Origin of the sequence: Prevotella sp. KH2C16 (genome assembly GCF_900113305.1) — a bacterium.
GTDB lineage: Bacteria > Bacteroidota > Bacteroidia > Bacteroidales > Bacteroidaceae > Prevotella.
This window is the reverse complement of sequence record NZ_FOOW01000003.1, coordinates 59444-74362: the sequence shown is the minus strand read 5'-3', so window position 1 is coordinate 74362 and position 14919 is coordinate 59444. Positions and strand designations below refer to the sequence as shown.

Genomic DNA, 14919 nt, shown 5'->3' with positions numbered 1-14919 from the left:
ATGCCCCTATACAAGAGCCTGTCCTCTTGTTTTTAAGGCTCGCTTCAGAAACTCCGGAGTATATCCCTTTTTGCTTTTGGCAACATCTTCAGGCGTGCCTGTGCTGAGTATCCGGCCACCTTCGCGCCCTCCTTCCGGTCCCATGTCAATGATATAATCTGCCAGTTTTATCACATCAAGATTGTGTTCTATGATGACAACGGTATTGCCTCTGTCTACAAGTTTCTGCAAGACATCCATCAAGATGCGGATGTCTTCAAAGTGAAGTCCTGTGGTCGGTTCGTCAAGAATATACAGCGTTTTGCCAGTATCTCTTTTTGCCAGTTCGGTAGCCAGTTTCACCCGCTGGCTCTCTCCGCCGGAAAGAGTCGTACTCGACTGTCCGAGTTTGATGTATCCCAAGCCAACATCTTGCAGGGTTTTTATCTTCTGAAGGATATTGGGTACATTCTCAAAGAATTCTACCGCCTGGTTGATGGTCATGTCAAGTACATCGGCAATGGATTTTCCCTTGAACCTGACCTCAAGGGTTTCCCGGTTATAGCGCTTGCCGTGGCAGACTTCGCAAGGTACCATCACATCAGGCAGGAAATTCATTTCTATTGTCTTGTACCCGTTTCCCCCACAGGCCTCACATCTTCCGCCTTTTACATTAAACGAGAAGCGGCCGGGCTTGTATCCGCGAATCTTTGCCTCCGGGAGATTCACATATAGGCTGCGGATGTCTGAGAATACTCCTGTATAGGTAGCCGGATTAGACCGGGGAGTGCGTCCAATCGGGGTTTGGTCTACATTCACTACCTTATCTATATTTTCGATACCTTCTATAGATTTATAGGGCATCGGCTTTTTGAGCGAGCGATAGAAATGATGGGAGAGTATGGGTTGGAGAGTCTCGTTGATCAAGGTGGATTTTCCCGATCCGGAAACTCCTGTAACTACGATTAGCTTACCAAGTGGAAACTCCACATCGACATTCTTGAGATTGTTGCCTTTGCATCCATAAAGTACAATCCTCTTTCCGTTCCCCTTTCTCCGTTCCGACGGAATAGCAATGTTCAACTCCCCATTGAGATACTGAGCGGTAATGGTAGAGGTCTCAAGCATGTCAGCCGGCTTCCCCTGGAATACGACTTGCCCGCCTTTGCGGCCGGCTTTCGGGCCAATGTCGACTATCCAGTCGGACGCCCGCATCATGTCTTCGTCGTGTTCTACAACGATTACGGTGTTGCCGATGTCGCGGAGTTCCTTCAGGGAATTTATCAGCCGCTCATTGTCTCGTTGATGTAAGCCTATGGAAGGCTCGTCAAGTATATAAAGCACATTCACGAGCTGGCTTCCGATTTGGGTAGCAAGGCGGATGCGCTGGCTCTCACCTCCGGAAAGCGAGGCGGACTGCCGGTTGAGTGCCAGATAATTCAGCCCGACCTGTAGGAGGAAGTCGACACGGGAACGAAGTTCTTTCACGATTTCCGCGGCGATTTTCCGTTGCTGCACTTCGAGGTGTTCCTCAACATGGTCGAGCCAGTCCTTAAGGTCGCTCATATCCAGATTGGCTACTTCTGATATATTCTTATCCCATATCCTGTAGGAAAGCGACTCCCGCTTAAGTCTTTTACCATGGCATTCCGGACACTCTGTCATGGCCAGAAACTGTTCTGCCCATTTCTGGCCTGACGCGGAGTCGTCGCTTTCCATTACATTGCGCAGATATTTTACAACACCGTCGAAAGTAACAAAATAGTCGCTGGAGGTTTTGATAAGGTCTTTTGAGATTCTCACATTCTCGAGCGAGCCATATAGGATTTCATCCATGGCGTCTTTCGGAATGTCCTTTACAGGGGTCTTGATGTCCAACTCATACTTATGGAGGATGGAGTCTATCTGCCAGAAAATCATCTGGTTCTTGTATTTTCCTAATGGCGTGATGGCTCCGTCGTAGATGCCAAGGCCATCGTTGGGAATCACTTTCTTAAGGTCTATTTCATTTACATAGCCCAGTCCCTTGCAGTACGGGCAGGCCCCTTCCGGCGAATTAAAGGAGAATATGTTAGGGGCGGGCTCGCCATAGGATATTCCCGTAGCGGGATCCATCAGCCGTTTTGAGAAATTCCTGATTTCGCCGGAGTCCTTGTCCATAATCATGAGAGCCCCGTCGCCTTGCTTCATGGCTATCTGTACACTCTTCTTCAGGCGCTCGTCATCCTTTCCCTGAACTTTAAGCTTATCGATTACAACCTCTATATTGTGGTTCTTGTAGCGATCAACTTTCATCCCCCGGGTGATTTCCAGGATTTCCCCATCCACCCGGATATAGAGATAACCCTTTCTGCGCATGGACTCAAAGAGCTCGCGATAGTGGCCTTTCCTCTGGCGGACAAGCGGTGCAAGAATATAGATTGCCTTTTCGGCATATTCGCTGAGAATCATTTCGAGGACTTTTTCCTCGGTATATTTCACCATTTTCTCACCCGACAGATAACTGTATGCCGTTCCGGCACGGGCATAGAGAAGGCGCAGATAGTCATAGATCTCCGTGGTCGTCCCCACGGTGGAGCGCGGATTCTTGTTCGTAGTCTTTTGCTCTATGCTGATGACTGGACTCAGTCCCGTGATTTTATCAACATCCGGGCGCTCCAAATTGCCAAGGAAGTTGCGGGCATAAGCCGAGAAAGTCTCTATATATCGCCGCTGCCCTTCGGCGAATATTGTGTCAAAAGCCAGCGAGGACTTGCCGGAACCCGACAGGCCGGTTATCACGGTAAGTGAGTTGCGGGGAATTTCTACATCTACATTTTTAAGGTTGTGCACACGGGCTCCCCATACATTTATCTTCTTGTCTTCTCTTTCCATTTTTCCTCTTGTCTTAACTGGAAAAGTAAAAGGCCGTCTTTTAGCGTCCTTCTAACGGCTATTTACTCTCCTTTTAACGGCTAAAAGCAAGGCTTTAAGCCGCCTTTTACAATTCAGTATTTTGTCGTGCTTCCTTCGGTGAATCCTCGGAGTAGGTTGACATCTCGTCTAATGTGAAATTCACGGCCGTCAGCCCCCTTGGCTTTGACCAGGCAGAAGTACACTCCTTGTTTCGCATCCTTTCCTTTATACTTGCCATCCCAGCCGCCGTTAATATCGGTCCATTCAAACAGTTTCTGCCCCCACCTGTTAAAGATATAGCCATGAAATTCGATAATACTCTGATATCCGTTTTTCGCCTTGTATATATCATTGATTCCGTCGCCGTTGGGGGAGAAGGCATTCGGCATTTCAAGCTTGCTTTCGGAAATGGAGACTTGAAACGGTTCCGTGTTTTGCCAATACTCCTGAGTGAAGGATATGGTGTCAGTTCCTTTCGTGAAGGTGGCATAGCAGATCACATAGTGCACTCCCGACAGGGTGAAAGTGTAGCTGGTGTTTTCCTCATAGCGGACAAGATAGGGGGCGTCAGCCTTTCCCTCTGTATAGAATCTCCACTCATAATGGGGAGTATAGTCTCCTACCTCAGATGGGTTTGCCGAGAAACGGGCCGTTACAGGTGCAGAACCGCTGAATCTGTTGTCGCTGCTCTCATTGCCTTCCGAATCGGTAAAGGTCGCTGAGGGGGCTATGCCTGGGGTTTGTGCGGCAATGCTTCCTATGGCGAAGAGACTGATCCAGAAAACCAATATTCGTTTCATTTCTATTTTTCTTTCAATATATTCATGCAAAGTTACTAAAAGAATGTTGATTATTGATGAGAGATTAGATATTTTTTTGTATTTTTGCAAGTGAATATATGTAATTCTATACGAAATGGTGATGCGATATATTAAATATATGTTATTGGGAGTAATGCTATTCATCGGTAGCATGGCTTATGCTCAGGTCAATCAATGGCAAGATTTATATAAGGTAAAGAAAAAAGATACGATGTACAGTATTGCCAAGAAATATGGCATTACGCTTGATGAATTGAAGAATGCGAATCCAGAAATGAAGAAGGAAGACTATAACCTAAAGAAAGGCGAAACCATCTTTATTCCATTCGCAAAGCCCCAGGTGCAGGAGTCCCAGAAGCCAATACCGGTTATAGCTGTGAAGCCTGATGTCCGTAATCGTGAGATTCGTGTGGGCATCATGCTCCCTTTACACGATGTAGACGGGGATGGCCGCCGTATGGTGGAGTATTATCGTGGTTTTCTTCTTGCCGTTGAAGACATGAAGGCACAGGGGATATCTGCGGAGATTCATACATGGAATGTGCCTGCTGATGCAGATATACGCCAGACTCTTCTGAATCCGGAGGCCAAGAATCTTGATATTATTTTTGGGCCTCTCTATACACCACAGGTAAAGGCATTGGGAGATTTTTGTGCTCAGAATGATATTAGAATGGTTATCCCATTTTCAATAGCAAGCGATGAGGTTACGCGTAACCCCAATATATTCCAGGTTTATCAGACAGGAAGCAAGCTGAATAATGATGCCATTCAGGCGTTTCTGGAACATTTTAAAAGTTGTCATCCTGTTTTCATAGATTGCAATGACAAGAATTCAACAAAAGGAGTTTTCACATTCAGTCTGCGTAATCAACTTGAACAAAAAGGAATAAAATACAGCATTACTAACCTTGAGTCTTCTGAAGAAATGTTTGCAAAGGCATTCTCTCGCACTCAGCCTAATGTCGTAGTGCTTAATACCAGCCGCTCTCCTGAGTTAAATATCGCATTTCAGAAATTAAATGGTTTCAAGGCTAATAATCCACAAGTCGGAATCTCGATGTTCGGATATACGGAATGGCTGATGTATACAAAGTATGACCTTGATAATTTCTATGCTTTCGATACTTATATTCCCACCACCTTCTATTATAACCCGATGTCATGGAAAACGCAGCAGCTGGAAAAGAAATTTTATCAATGGTTTGGTGTGGAAATGCAATATGCCATTCCTCGCTTTGCCCTTACGGGATATGACCAGGCTCAGTTTTTCCTTCAGGGGCTGCACAAATATGGCAAGGAGTTTAAGGGAGAAAAGGGCAGGGCTCCCTCAACGCCCGTGCAGACACAGTATTATTTTGTAAGGCAAGGAAACGGAGGCATGCAGAATGAGCTTTTTCAGCTTATCCATTATAAGCATAATAAAACTATAGAATCCCTCACTTATTAGATGAAAAGAGCATTACTATATATTTTGTTTTTGCTTCCTGTGGCAGTCAACGCTCAAATCGGCGAGCATCGGAATGATTTCTCCATAGGTGTCAACGGGGGATATGCGCTCAGCAATATCAGTTTCACCCCGGAAGTTCCTCAGAAAATGCATGGGGGAATCACGGGTGGTCTCTCTTTCCGTTATGTTTGCGAGAAATATTTTAAGACTATAGCGTCTGTATATGCAGAAGTGAACTATGCGTCTATAGGTTGGAAGGAGAATATCCTGACACGGGAAGACCAGCCCGTAATCAATGCGGCCACCGGAGTCGCAGAGAAATATAGCCGCACGATAAACTATATTCAGATACCTGTGATGGCTCATCTGGCATGGGGAAAAGAGGATAGAGGATTCAACTTCTTTCTCAACCTGGGTCCGCAGTTCGGCATGTATCTTAGCGAGAGTACCTCTATGAATTTCGACCTTGCCCAACGGAATATAGCAGATAGGGCAACCTCGGTAGTAGCCCAGGACACCATGGCCGTAGAAAACAAATTTGACTACGGTATAGCCCTTGGTATTGGTACGGAATACAGCATACCCAGAGCTGGCCACATTCTTCTTGAGGCACGCTACTACTATGGATTGGGAAACATTTATGGAGACACCAAGAAGGATTATTTCGGCAGTTCAAATTTCGGGAACATACTCGTCAAGTTGACTTATCTGTTTGACATCACGAGGACAAAGAAGAATAATCATTAACTAAAATCATAATATTATGTTTAAAAGTCATCCAAAAGGATTAATTCCTGCAGCCCTCAGTAATATGGGCGAGCGCTTCGGGTATTACATCATGAATGCCGTCTTGCTGCTTTTTCTTTGCTCAAAGTTTGGGTTGAGTGATGAAACCAGTGGTATTATCTACTCAGTGTTCTATGCACTCATCTATGTGTTAAGTCTTGTGGGAGGTATCATTGCCGACCGCACACAGAATTATAAGGGCACGATCATGGCGGGACTTCTCGTTATGGCTTCTGGTTATGTGTTGCTTTCTTTCCCCATTATGTCTACGGCTGCCAATATCACTTGGCTGCTGCCATTTACCTGTTTTGCATTGTTGCTTATCGCTTTCGGCAATGGTTTGTTCAAGGGAAATCTGCAGGCAATTGTCGGCCAGATGTACGACAACTTTGAAGCCGAGGCTGCGCAGAAAGGTCCGGAAGCCTTGAAGGCTGTTCAGGGAAAGCGCGATAGCGGTTTCCAGATTTTCTATGTATTTATTAATATTGGAGGTCTTGTCGCTCCATTCATAGCACCTTATCTCCGCCAGTGGTGGCTGGGAACCAAGGGCCTGCTTTATAATGCAGAGCTTCCTGCCTTGTGCCATAAGTTTATTGAAGGAAAGGTCATGAGCGGCGAGGAGGCGGCCAACCTGACGAAGCTGATGACTGATGTCGGCGGTAATGTGGGTGATATGGCTAATGCTTGTACCAGTTATCTGGAGGCCTTCAATACGGGCGTCCACTATTCGTTCATTGCTTCTGTAGTAGCTATGCTTATCTCGCTTGCGATCTTTATAAGCTATAAGAAAATATTCCCGACGCCTACAAAGAAGTCTGCGGCTGAAGCAGTCAATTATACCCCTGAAGAGAGAGTAGCCATGGCAAAGGAAATCAAGCAGCGTATGTATGCTTTGTTTGCCGTGCTTGGCATTGCCATCTTCTTCTGGTTCTCATTCCACCAGAACGGTCAGTCTCTTTCTGTTTTTGCCCGTGATTTTGTGAAGACAGACTCCATTGCTCCTGAAATATGGCAGGCCGTGAATCCATTCTTTGTAATAGTGCTTACGCCTATCATCATGTGGATTTTCTCTAAACTGACGGCGGCAGGGCATGCTATTTCCACACCGAGAAAGATTGCCTATGGCATGTTTATTGCAGGTCTGGCTTATCTGTTCCTGGCAATTTACTCTTCTGTCAGCGGCTATCCCTCTGGCGAGGAGTTCAAGGCCATGGATGTTACGGCTAAGGAGGCTCTCAAAGCAGGACCGTGGGTTCTTATTGTTACCTATTTCTTCCTTACCGTTGCGGAGCTCTTCATCTCCCCGCTTGGCCTGAGTTTTGTCTCCAAGGTGGCCCCCAAGCATTTACAAGGCGTATGCCAGGGGCTGTGGCTCGGGGCAACGGCTGTCGGGAACCTGCTTATCTGGATAGGTCCGTTGATGTATAACAAGATGCCGTTGTGGCAGTGCTGGAGCGTATTCCTTGTAGTATGCCTCATTTCAATGGGCATAATGCTTGGAATGGTGAAGTGGCTCGAACGGGTTACCCAGTAAGACTCTCTCAATATAGAAAACAGACTCCCTGATATCATCTGATATCAGGGAGTTGTGTTTACAGGAGCATTATTTCACGCTGATATTTGCCTTTTGTAACCCGTAATGCTTTTTCTTGTCCATAAATAACAGGAGAGCCGCAACAACGCATGCCGCAACTCCGAGCCCTGCAAAGACCAGCATGGGCATGAGATAGTCTACATATCCTGTAACGGGATCCGTATTCTCATTGATAATGTTTCCCACCCACATTGGGACAAGCATTAATCCAAGATTCTGGATATAGTAGATGATGCTATAGGCTGTCCCTAACTGCCTTAATGGAACGAGCTTGGGTAGACTGGGCCACATGATGCCGGGCACCATGGAGAAGGCTATGCCCACGAGAATCATGACTCCAAACGCAAACCAACTTGTGGTGATAACGGGTAATGCCAGACAGAAGTGTGAAACCGTGATGATGATACAGCCTGTGAGCATCAGCTTTGCGCCGTGTCCGATTTTGTCATAGATGCTTCCAAACAGAGGAGTTAGGATGATTGTGCTATATGGAATTGCGGCAACAATCCAGCCTGCAGAAGTAGCAGCGACTCCGAATTTGTTGATCAGCAGGTCTGTCGCAAACTTCATAAACGGGCGAATGGAACTATAGAAAAACACGCAGAGAATGGCTATCAGCCAAAAACCAGGGTTCTTCAGCACAATGACAAAGTCTCGGAACGAGAAGCTTTCGCTTCTTGTAATATCCTTTTTCTCATTGCCTTCGGCATATTCATAGAGGGAATTGTCAAATTTCTTATCAACAAAGGCATAGATACCGAAGAGGGAAAACCCGCACAACAGGAGAAGTGCTCCGCCTAAGACCGGCGCAGAAATCCCGAACGACTGTGCAATGAGCGGGCTGAAGCTTAAGGCCGAGGTAGTGCCAAGGCGGGCTAAAGCCACTTGTATGCCCATTGCCGACGCCAATTCGTGGCCCGTAAACCATTTGGTAACAATCTTGGATATGGTTATGCCCGTTATGTCGCATCCCATTCCGAAAAGTCCGAACCCCAAGGCAGAGACGAGCACCTGCACCTTAATATGTTCCGGAATCAATCCGAACAGCGTGAAGGACAGATTGGTGTATGTTTCCGGAGAAATCTTCGTCAGGGCATAGTAGTTGATCAGTGCTCCGAGGAGCATGATGCCGGTTGCGAGCAGGCCGGTAAGTCGGATGCCACACCTGTCAAGGATGATGCCGCCGAAGAACAGCATCAGCAGAAAGATGTTAAAGATGGAATAGCTGCCGGCATAGAATCCGTATTCGGCAGCCGTCCATCCCATGCCGCCTTCGCTGATGGAAGCCTTGAGCTGGGTGGATATTGGCGAGACAATATCCCAGAATACATACCCCATCATCATAACGATGGCCACGAGGATGAGTACGGCCCATCTCTTGATGGGGGAGTCGTTAGGCTTGGTCTTCATGCAAAAGTTAATCTGGATGGTAATAAAAAAGATGTGCCAGAAGGTCTATGAATGTTGTTACTCACGGCTTGTAATCCTGTTACAAGCCGTGAGTAATGGCATTACAAGCGGTTTGTAACCGTGTTACAAGCGGCTTGTAATTTTGCCAAAGACCCTTGACACATCCTCGTGTTGCTGTTTAAAAGAGCGTGTTCTGCCTTAATGCTGTGAATGAACTACTTGATATTCGGCTCTTCAAGACCAAGTTTCTTCTTCTTGTCTACGGCCTTGAGAATCAGTCCGATAATCAATGCGGCGACACCAAGGCTGGCAAGCATAATCAGGGGAGCCGTGTAGTTGAGCTGGGTGGCATCTGTTACGCCGGGGTTGGTCTTGTCTAAGACCTTGCCAATCAACAGCGGGAACAGCCACAGGCCGATATTCTGAATCCAGAAGATGAGAGCATAGGCCGACCCGATTACCTTCGCGTCGACAAGCTTGGGCACGCTTGGCCACAAGGAAGCGGGTACCAATGAGAATGATGCACCAAGTACCAAAATCGTCAGATAGGCGACGATTACCCCGCCAATCTGACTTCCCTTAAACGCAGGCGCAGGCAGGACAAAGGCGAAGGTGAGATGGCACGCAATCAGCAGCAGTGAGCCCAGCACGAGCATAGACGCAGCCTTTCCCTTATGATCGACATAGTTGCCCAGAATAGGAGTGATGCCCACGGCGAGCAATGGGAATACCGCAAAGATGGATTCTGCCGACTGGCGCATGTAGCCCATGTAGCAGTAAGTTACAAGAGCCAGAACCGAGAGGCAGAGTATACTGTACTTCGTCGCCTTGTTCTTCATGAAATTAAACATGAAGGCGGTTACCGCCACAATGAGCATGATTACATACTGAATAATGGTCACGGAGGTAGAGTTCCAGAATGAATCCGCGGGTAATTCCGTGAATGTGAGGTTGCACTGCAGCATGTTCACGGCATATTTCTGGAAGGGGAATATGGCGGAATAGTAAAGCACGCAGAGCAGGGAGACCAGCCAGAAGCCGCTGCTGGTGAGAATCTGACCGATATCACTGATTTTAAACGGATCGTCTTTCTCCTCTGCCTCACCAGTCTGTGAGTCCAGTTTCTTGTCCATGAAGAAGTAGACGACGAGCATAATCAGGGCAATACACAGCAATACCACGCCGAAAGCCACAGAACGGGAAACATCGATGTGCCCGCCCAGTTTTGCAAAGAAGGGTGAAAATATCATGCAAGTGGCTACGCCGAGACGAGCCAAGGCCATTTCTGAACCCATGGCCAAAGCCATCTCGCGCCCCTTGAACCACTTGACAATTCCTCGGGAAACCGTGATGCCTCCCATCTCTGCACCGCAGCCGAAAATCATGAAGCCACAGGCCGCAAGCTTGGCAGACGCCGGCATGCCTTCGTAGAACGGCGAGACTCCCAGCTGCTCAAATACGGGAATATGATTAAGATTGTTCGTAAACCAGGCTTCAAGCCCGCTGCCCATAAAGTTCTCGCTGATGGCATAATATTTAATGACAGCTCCCACAAGCATCACGACACCGGAAAGCACGGCCGTGAAGCGCACGCCCATCTTATCGAGGATAATACCCGCAAAAATCAGGAAGAACACGAAGACATTCAGGAAGGTCTCTGCCCCTTGCATCGTGCCAAACGCCGTGGAACTCCATCCGCGCTCACTGAGCATCAAGTCCTTGATAGGAGACAGTATATCCATAAAGATGTAGGCACAAAACATTGCCAGTGCCAGAAGGAGAAGGGCTGTCCAGCGCAAGGCTGCCGAGTCTCTCAGTGTTTTTTTAATTTGTTCTGTCATATTTAATATGTTTTATTCTCTCAAATGATAATTCGTTACATGCGCAATTTACTGTTTCAGCCAACGGTCGAGCCAGTTGAAGAAAGTGCGTTGCCACAAGATGCCGTTCTGGGGCTTCAATACCCAGTGGTTCTCATCAGGATAAATGAGAAGTTCGGCAGGAATACCTCTCATGCGTGCGGCATTAAAGGCTCCGAATCCCTGATTGGCATTGATGCGGTAATCCTTTTCCCCATGGATGCACAGGATAGGCGTATCCCACTTATCTACTGCCTTGTGAGGAGAGTTCTCGTAAGTGCGCCTTGCCGCCTCGGTCTGGTCTTTGTTCCAGTAGGCATCGTCATATTCCCAATTAGAGAACCATGCCTCTTCGGTATCGGTATACATCGACTCGAGGTTGAACGCTCCGTCATGGGCAATAAAGCACTTGAAGCGCTTGTCATGATGCCCGGCAAGATAATAAACCGAGAAACCGCCGAAAGAGGCTCCAACTGCCCCCAGGCGTTCCTTGTCAACGAACGGGAGATTCTCGGCAGCATCGTCAATGGCCGAGAGATAGTCATCCATGCACTGCCCGGTCCAGTCTTGGCTCACGGCTTCGTTCCATTCCATTCCGAATCCCGGAAGGCCTCTGCGGTTAGGGGCAACGACCACATAGCCGTGTGCTGCCATAATCGACATGTTCCAACGATAGCTCCAGAACTGTGAGACGGGGCTTTGCGGTCCGCCTTCACAGAAGAGCAAGGTTGGATATTTCTTATTTGCGTCAAAATGCGGAGGGAGAATTATCCAGACAAGTTCTTGCTTTCCGTCGGTTGTCTTGACCCAGCGTTGTTGGACAGTAGGAATTGCGAGCTGGTCGAAAATGTGCTTGTTCTCGTCTGTAATCTGACTCACTTCCGACTTCTTTTCCTTCTTGTTGGGAGTTAATACAAAGAGGTCGTCCGGGTGGAGGTATGAATGGCGGGTAACAAGCAGTTGCTTGGTATTTCCTAATAGTTGTACCGAGCCGTAGTCGTACCAGCCGTCGGTGAGTTGTTTTACTTCTCCGTTCAGGTTGGTTTGGTAGACCATTTCCACCGCATGCCATACACCAATGAAGTATAAAGACTTCGAATCGCTGTTCCAGCAATAGTCATCTACATTGGAATCGAAACTCTCCGTTACATACTTCTTTTCTCCCGTGGTCAGATTGTAGATACACAAGCGGTTTCGGTCGCTTTCATATCCGTTGCGGGCCATGCTCTGCCACGCGATGTATTGTCCGTCGGGAGAGAACTTGGGATTGACATCATAGCCCACATTCATATCGCCTGACTGATGGTTTACGGCCTGATTGCGCATGCTCTTGGTCGGGTCGATCTTTGGCTCTACATAGTTTCCCGGCTTGCAAAGGTTCTTTGTGACCTTGGTCTCTATATTATATAGGTAGATGTCTGCATCCGTGGAGACGGCATAGTCAACGCCAGTCTTCTTGCGGCAGGTGTAGGCCACCTCTTTGGAATCTCTGCTCCAGTCAAACTGTTCGATACCCCCGAAAGGAGCCGTGGGAGACTCATAGGGCTCTCCCTCCAGAAGATCAATTCCATCGTCGACCTTGTTTCCTGTAACCTCTGCGATAAATGGATGTGCCACCGATTCTACATAGTGGTCCCAATGCCGGTAGTTGAGGTCGGTAACGACCCTTCCCGTTGCCTTCGGGAGGTCTTCCGGATTCTTCTGGATGGATTGATGGGATTCCAGACTTTTGATGAGGAGTACCCGTTTTCCATCAGGAGAGAACTTGAATCCCTCAATGTCTATCTTGGAAGAAGTGAGCTTCACTCTGCCGGTTCCGTCAGGATTCATCTTCCAAAGCTGCCCTTCGCGGAGAAAGGCAATCTTTTCTCCTCCTTCAATCCATGCCGCATCTGTCTCGTTCTTTGCGTCTACAGTAAGCTGAGTAGGTTTGGAGATTTGCTTGCCAGCCTTTGTTGACTGAATGAAAAGCATGGTATGGCTCTTGTTTTCCTTTACGCTATAATAGGAAACTTGATAAACCACATGCTTCCCATCGGGCGAAACTTGTGCTCCGCCGATTCTCCCCATAGCCCACAATGCCTCCGGCGACATAAGGTCTGACGAGAGTTTAATATTGTTTTTGCCTATCATTGTCTGTGCTTGCATGCTGCTGCAGCCCAATAGGAGAGCCGCGAACAGCGTTATGATTTTATTTGCCATAAAGCTTGCTCTTTTTGCGTTCAAGTTCTTCTCTCTTTCTTTGCATGTCAAGTTGCTGCTGTTGCATGGCTTGCATTCTGGCTGCGAGTCCCTTCATTTTCTGCGGATTATTCTGGTTTTCCTTATATTTAGCTTCCAGGATAGCCAATAGTTTTTCATCATTGGTCGTTTTGCGCAGAATCCACATAATGGCAGCGCTGAAGAAGAGGCTTATGAAATAATAGAAGTTAAGTCCGGATGAATAATCGTTGAAGATGAAGAAAAACATCAGGGGCATTAAGTACATCATCCATTGCATCATCTTCATTTGGTCGGCCTGTGCCCCAACCATCTGGTCTTTTTGCTGCCGCATCGTCATCCAAGAGTACAGAATCTGGGCAATGCAGAAAAGGATGCAGGTAAGACTTAAGTGGTCTCCGATCAGCGGAATATTCTTTCCCCACTCAAAAATGGGGTCGTAAGTGCTCAGATCTTCCATCCACAGGAAGCTTTGTCCACGCAGTTGGATGGCATTCGGGACAAAATTGAACATGGCTATCCAGATTGGCATTTGAATGAGCATCGGCAAGCAACCGCTTAATGGCGAGACACCATACTTGGCATATTCACTCATCATGGCCTGTTGTTTTTGCATCTGATCCTCTGGTTTGTCATATTGTCTGGTCGCCTCGTCGAGTTTTGGCTTCAAGACACGCATTTTCGCGGAACTCATGTAGCTCTTTTTTACCATGGGGTAGGTGATGGCCTTGAGGAGCAGCGTGATAAGGATGAGCACCACGCCCATCGGGAAAATCTTGCTTAACCAGTCAAATACATAGATGGTGAACCACCGGTTGATGATGCGGAACAACGGCCAGCCGAGATAAACCAGGCGTTGCATCTGCAGATTTTTCCCAAATGTGCTTTCGTTTTCAACTTTCTGCAAGAGGCGGAAATCGTTAGGACCATAATAGAAATCAAATTCAGACGGGGTTTTGCCGGTCGGATCGAAGAAGGTGTTCATCTTGGCCCGATAGCTTTTTAAATACCCCGATTCCTTTTCTTGCGGGATTGAGGTCATAAGCGACTTTTCCGCAAAGTCGTTCTTGGCTATCATTACTGCCGAAAAGAATTGGTTCTTAAAGGCCACCCAGTCAATTTTATCATCAATCATCTCGTCAACTTTCTCCGAAGTCTCACTTAGATAATCCGTACCGCCGGAAGTCTGATGATAGGTGAGGGTGGCATAGCGGTTTTCAAATGTAAATCCTTTTTCCTGCTGCCGGCATTTGTCATACCAGTCTACAAACATCGTAGATGTGTTTGGGGCAAACAAATCACCCATATTCTTGACATTCATCTTCAGGTGAAGCATGTAGTCTTTGCCGAGCACATACTTTAGCTGGATGGTTTTATCAGCACCTGCCTGAGCAGTAAAGAGAACCGTTGTGTCGGTTACTTCTGATGGCTGGAAGAATAAATCTTGTGTGGATATGTTGGCTTCCTTTGTTGCAAAGGTATAATTCAGGGATTGATCTTTCTCCTCGAAAAGAGTAACATCCATCTTGTCATCATCATTACTTTTTGTTTTAATGGTTTTCTCATGGGAAATATAGTTTTTGATGATGACCTTTTCGACCGTAGCCCCTTTCGTACTTAGTGTAAGTTCTACTTTCCCATTCTTAAGAACGATGTCTTGAGCAGTGCCTTTCAGTGCATGATGAAAAAGCGAGGTGGTATCTTCTTCCACCTTTTGTCTGGTCTTTTGCTGTTGCTTTGCTTGGAGTTGCGCCGTTTTGGCGGCTTTGGCTTTTGCTGCTTTTTCTTTAGCCAACTGTTCCTGTTGAGCCTTGATCTCTTCTTCAGAAGGCTGATTCCACCAGCTGAAGCCTATCAATACTACGGCTATCAGGATGATGCCGATAATGGTATTCTTGTCCATTT

General features: G+C 47.1%; 9 protein-coding genes. 3 read left to right on the top strand and 6 right to left on the bottom strand.

Annotated elements, in window-relative coordinates; all coding sequences use genetic code 11:
• Positions 1 to 6 precede the first annotated feature (6 nt).
• Positions 7 to 2853, bottom strand: coding sequence for an excinuclease ABC subunit UvrA (gene uvrA, locus BM114_RS03135; RefSeq protein ID WP_092110322.1), 2847 nt, complete (start codon positions 2851 to 2853; stop codon positions 7 to 9).
• 113 nt (positions 2854 to 2966) lie between these two features.
• Positions 2967 to 3674, bottom strand: coding sequence for a T9SS type B sorting domain-containing protein (locus tag BM114_RS03130; protein ID WP_092110320.1), 708 nt, complete (start codon positions 3672 to 3674; stop codon positions 2967 to 2969).
• Between the two features lie 139 nt (positions 3675 to 3813).
• Here BM114_RS03130 and BM114_RS03125 point away from each other — a divergent pair, with 139 nt between their 5' ends.
• The 3 genes from BM114_RS03125 to BM114_RS03115 are packed head-to-tail and all read left to right on the top strand — an operon-like array spanning position 3814 to position 7465.
• The gene (locus tag BM114_RS03125) at positions 3814 to 5145 is read left to right on the top strand and encodes a PBP1 and LysM peptidoglycan-binding domain-containing protein (protein WP_255406414.1); all 1332 of its coding nucleotides are present in this window, start codon (positions 3814 to 3816) and stop codon (positions 5143 to 5145) included.
• The gene (locus BM114_RS03120; RefSeq protein ID WP_092110316.1) at positions 5146 to 5892 is read left to right on the top strand and encodes a porin family protein; all 747 of its coding nucleotides are present in this window, start codon (positions 5146 to 5148) and stop codon (positions 5890 to 5892) included.
• A 16-nt stretch (positions 5893 to 5908) separates the two neighbouring features.
• Entirely contained in the window at positions 5909 to 7465 is a 1557-nt protein-coding gene (locus BM114_RS03115) for a peptide MFS transporter (protein WP_092110314.1), read from the top strand.
• Between the two features lie 69 nt (positions 7466 to 7534).
• Here BM114_RS03115 and BM114_RS03110 read toward each other — a convergent pair whose 3' ends face one another.
• The 4 genes from BM114_RS03110 to yidC all read right to left on the bottom strand — a co-directional run bounded on the left by BM114_RS03110 (position 7535) and on the right by yidC (position 14917).
• Positions 7535 to 8935, bottom strand: coding sequence for an MFS transporter (locus BM114_RS03110; protein ID WP_255406411.1), 1401 nt, complete (start codon positions 8933 to 8935; stop codon positions 7535 to 7537).
• A 215-nt stretch (positions 8936 to 9150) separates the two neighbouring features.
• The gene (locus BM114_RS03105; RefSeq protein ID WP_092110308.1) at positions 9151 to 10776 is read right to left on the bottom strand and encodes an MFS transporter; all 1626 of its coding nucleotides are present in this window, start codon (positions 10774 to 10776) and stop codon (positions 9151 to 9153) included.
• A gap of 48 nt (positions 10777 to 10824) precedes the next feature.
• On the bottom strand, positions 10825 to 12996 hold the full coding sequence (locus BM114_RS03100) for a dipeptidyl-peptidase Dpp5 (protein ID WP_092110307.1): 2172 nt from the start codon (positions 12994 to 12996) through the stop codon (positions 10825 to 10827).
• Positions 12986 to 14917: a membrane protein insertase YidC gene (gene yidC / locus BM114_RS03095; protein WP_092110304.1), complete on the bottom strand. Its 1932-nt coding sequence runs from the start codon at positions 14915 to 14917 to the stop codon at positions 12986 to 12988. Before yidC ends, BM114_RS03100 begins: the two co-directional genes overlap by 11 nt.
• Positions 14918 to 14919: the final 2 nt, after the last annotated feature.

Bases quoted from the DNA above. Each gene is read 5' to 3' on its own strand.
- uvrA (WP_092110322.1), bottom strand. From the start codon at position 2,853: ATGGAAAGAGAAGACAAGAAGATAAATGTATGGGGAGCCCGTGTGCAC.
- BM114_RS03130 (WP_092110320.1), bottom strand. From the start codon at position 3,674: ATGAAACGAATATTGGTTTTCTGGATCAGTCTCTTCGCCATAGGAAGC.
- BM114_RS03125 (WP_255406414.1), top strand. From the start codon at position 3,814: ATGTTATTGGGAGTAATGCTATTCATCGGTAGCATGGCTTATGCTCAG.
- BM114_RS03120 (WP_092110316.1), top strand. From the start codon at position 5,146: ATGAAAAGAGCATTACTATATATTTTGTTTTTGCTTCCTGTGGCAGTC.
- BM114_RS03115 (WP_092110314.1), top strand. From the start codon at position 5,909: ATGTTTAAAAGTCATCCAAAAGGATTAATTCCTGCAGCCCTCAGTAAT.
- BM114_RS03110 (WP_255406411.1), bottom strand. From the start codon at position 8,935: ATGAAGACCAAGCCTAACGACTCCCCCATCAAGAGATGGGCCGTACTC.
- BM114_RS03105 (WP_092110308.1), bottom strand. From the start codon at position 10,776: ATGACAGAACAAATTAAAAAAACACTGAGAGACTCGGCAGCCTTGCGC.
- BM114_RS03100 (WP_092110307.1), bottom strand. From the start codon at position 12,996: ATGGCAAATAAAATCATAACGCTGTTCGCGGCTCTCCTATTGGGCTGC.
- yidC (WP_092110304.1), bottom strand. From the start codon at position 14,917: ATGGACAAGAATACCATTATCGGCATCATCCTGATAGCCGTAGTATTG.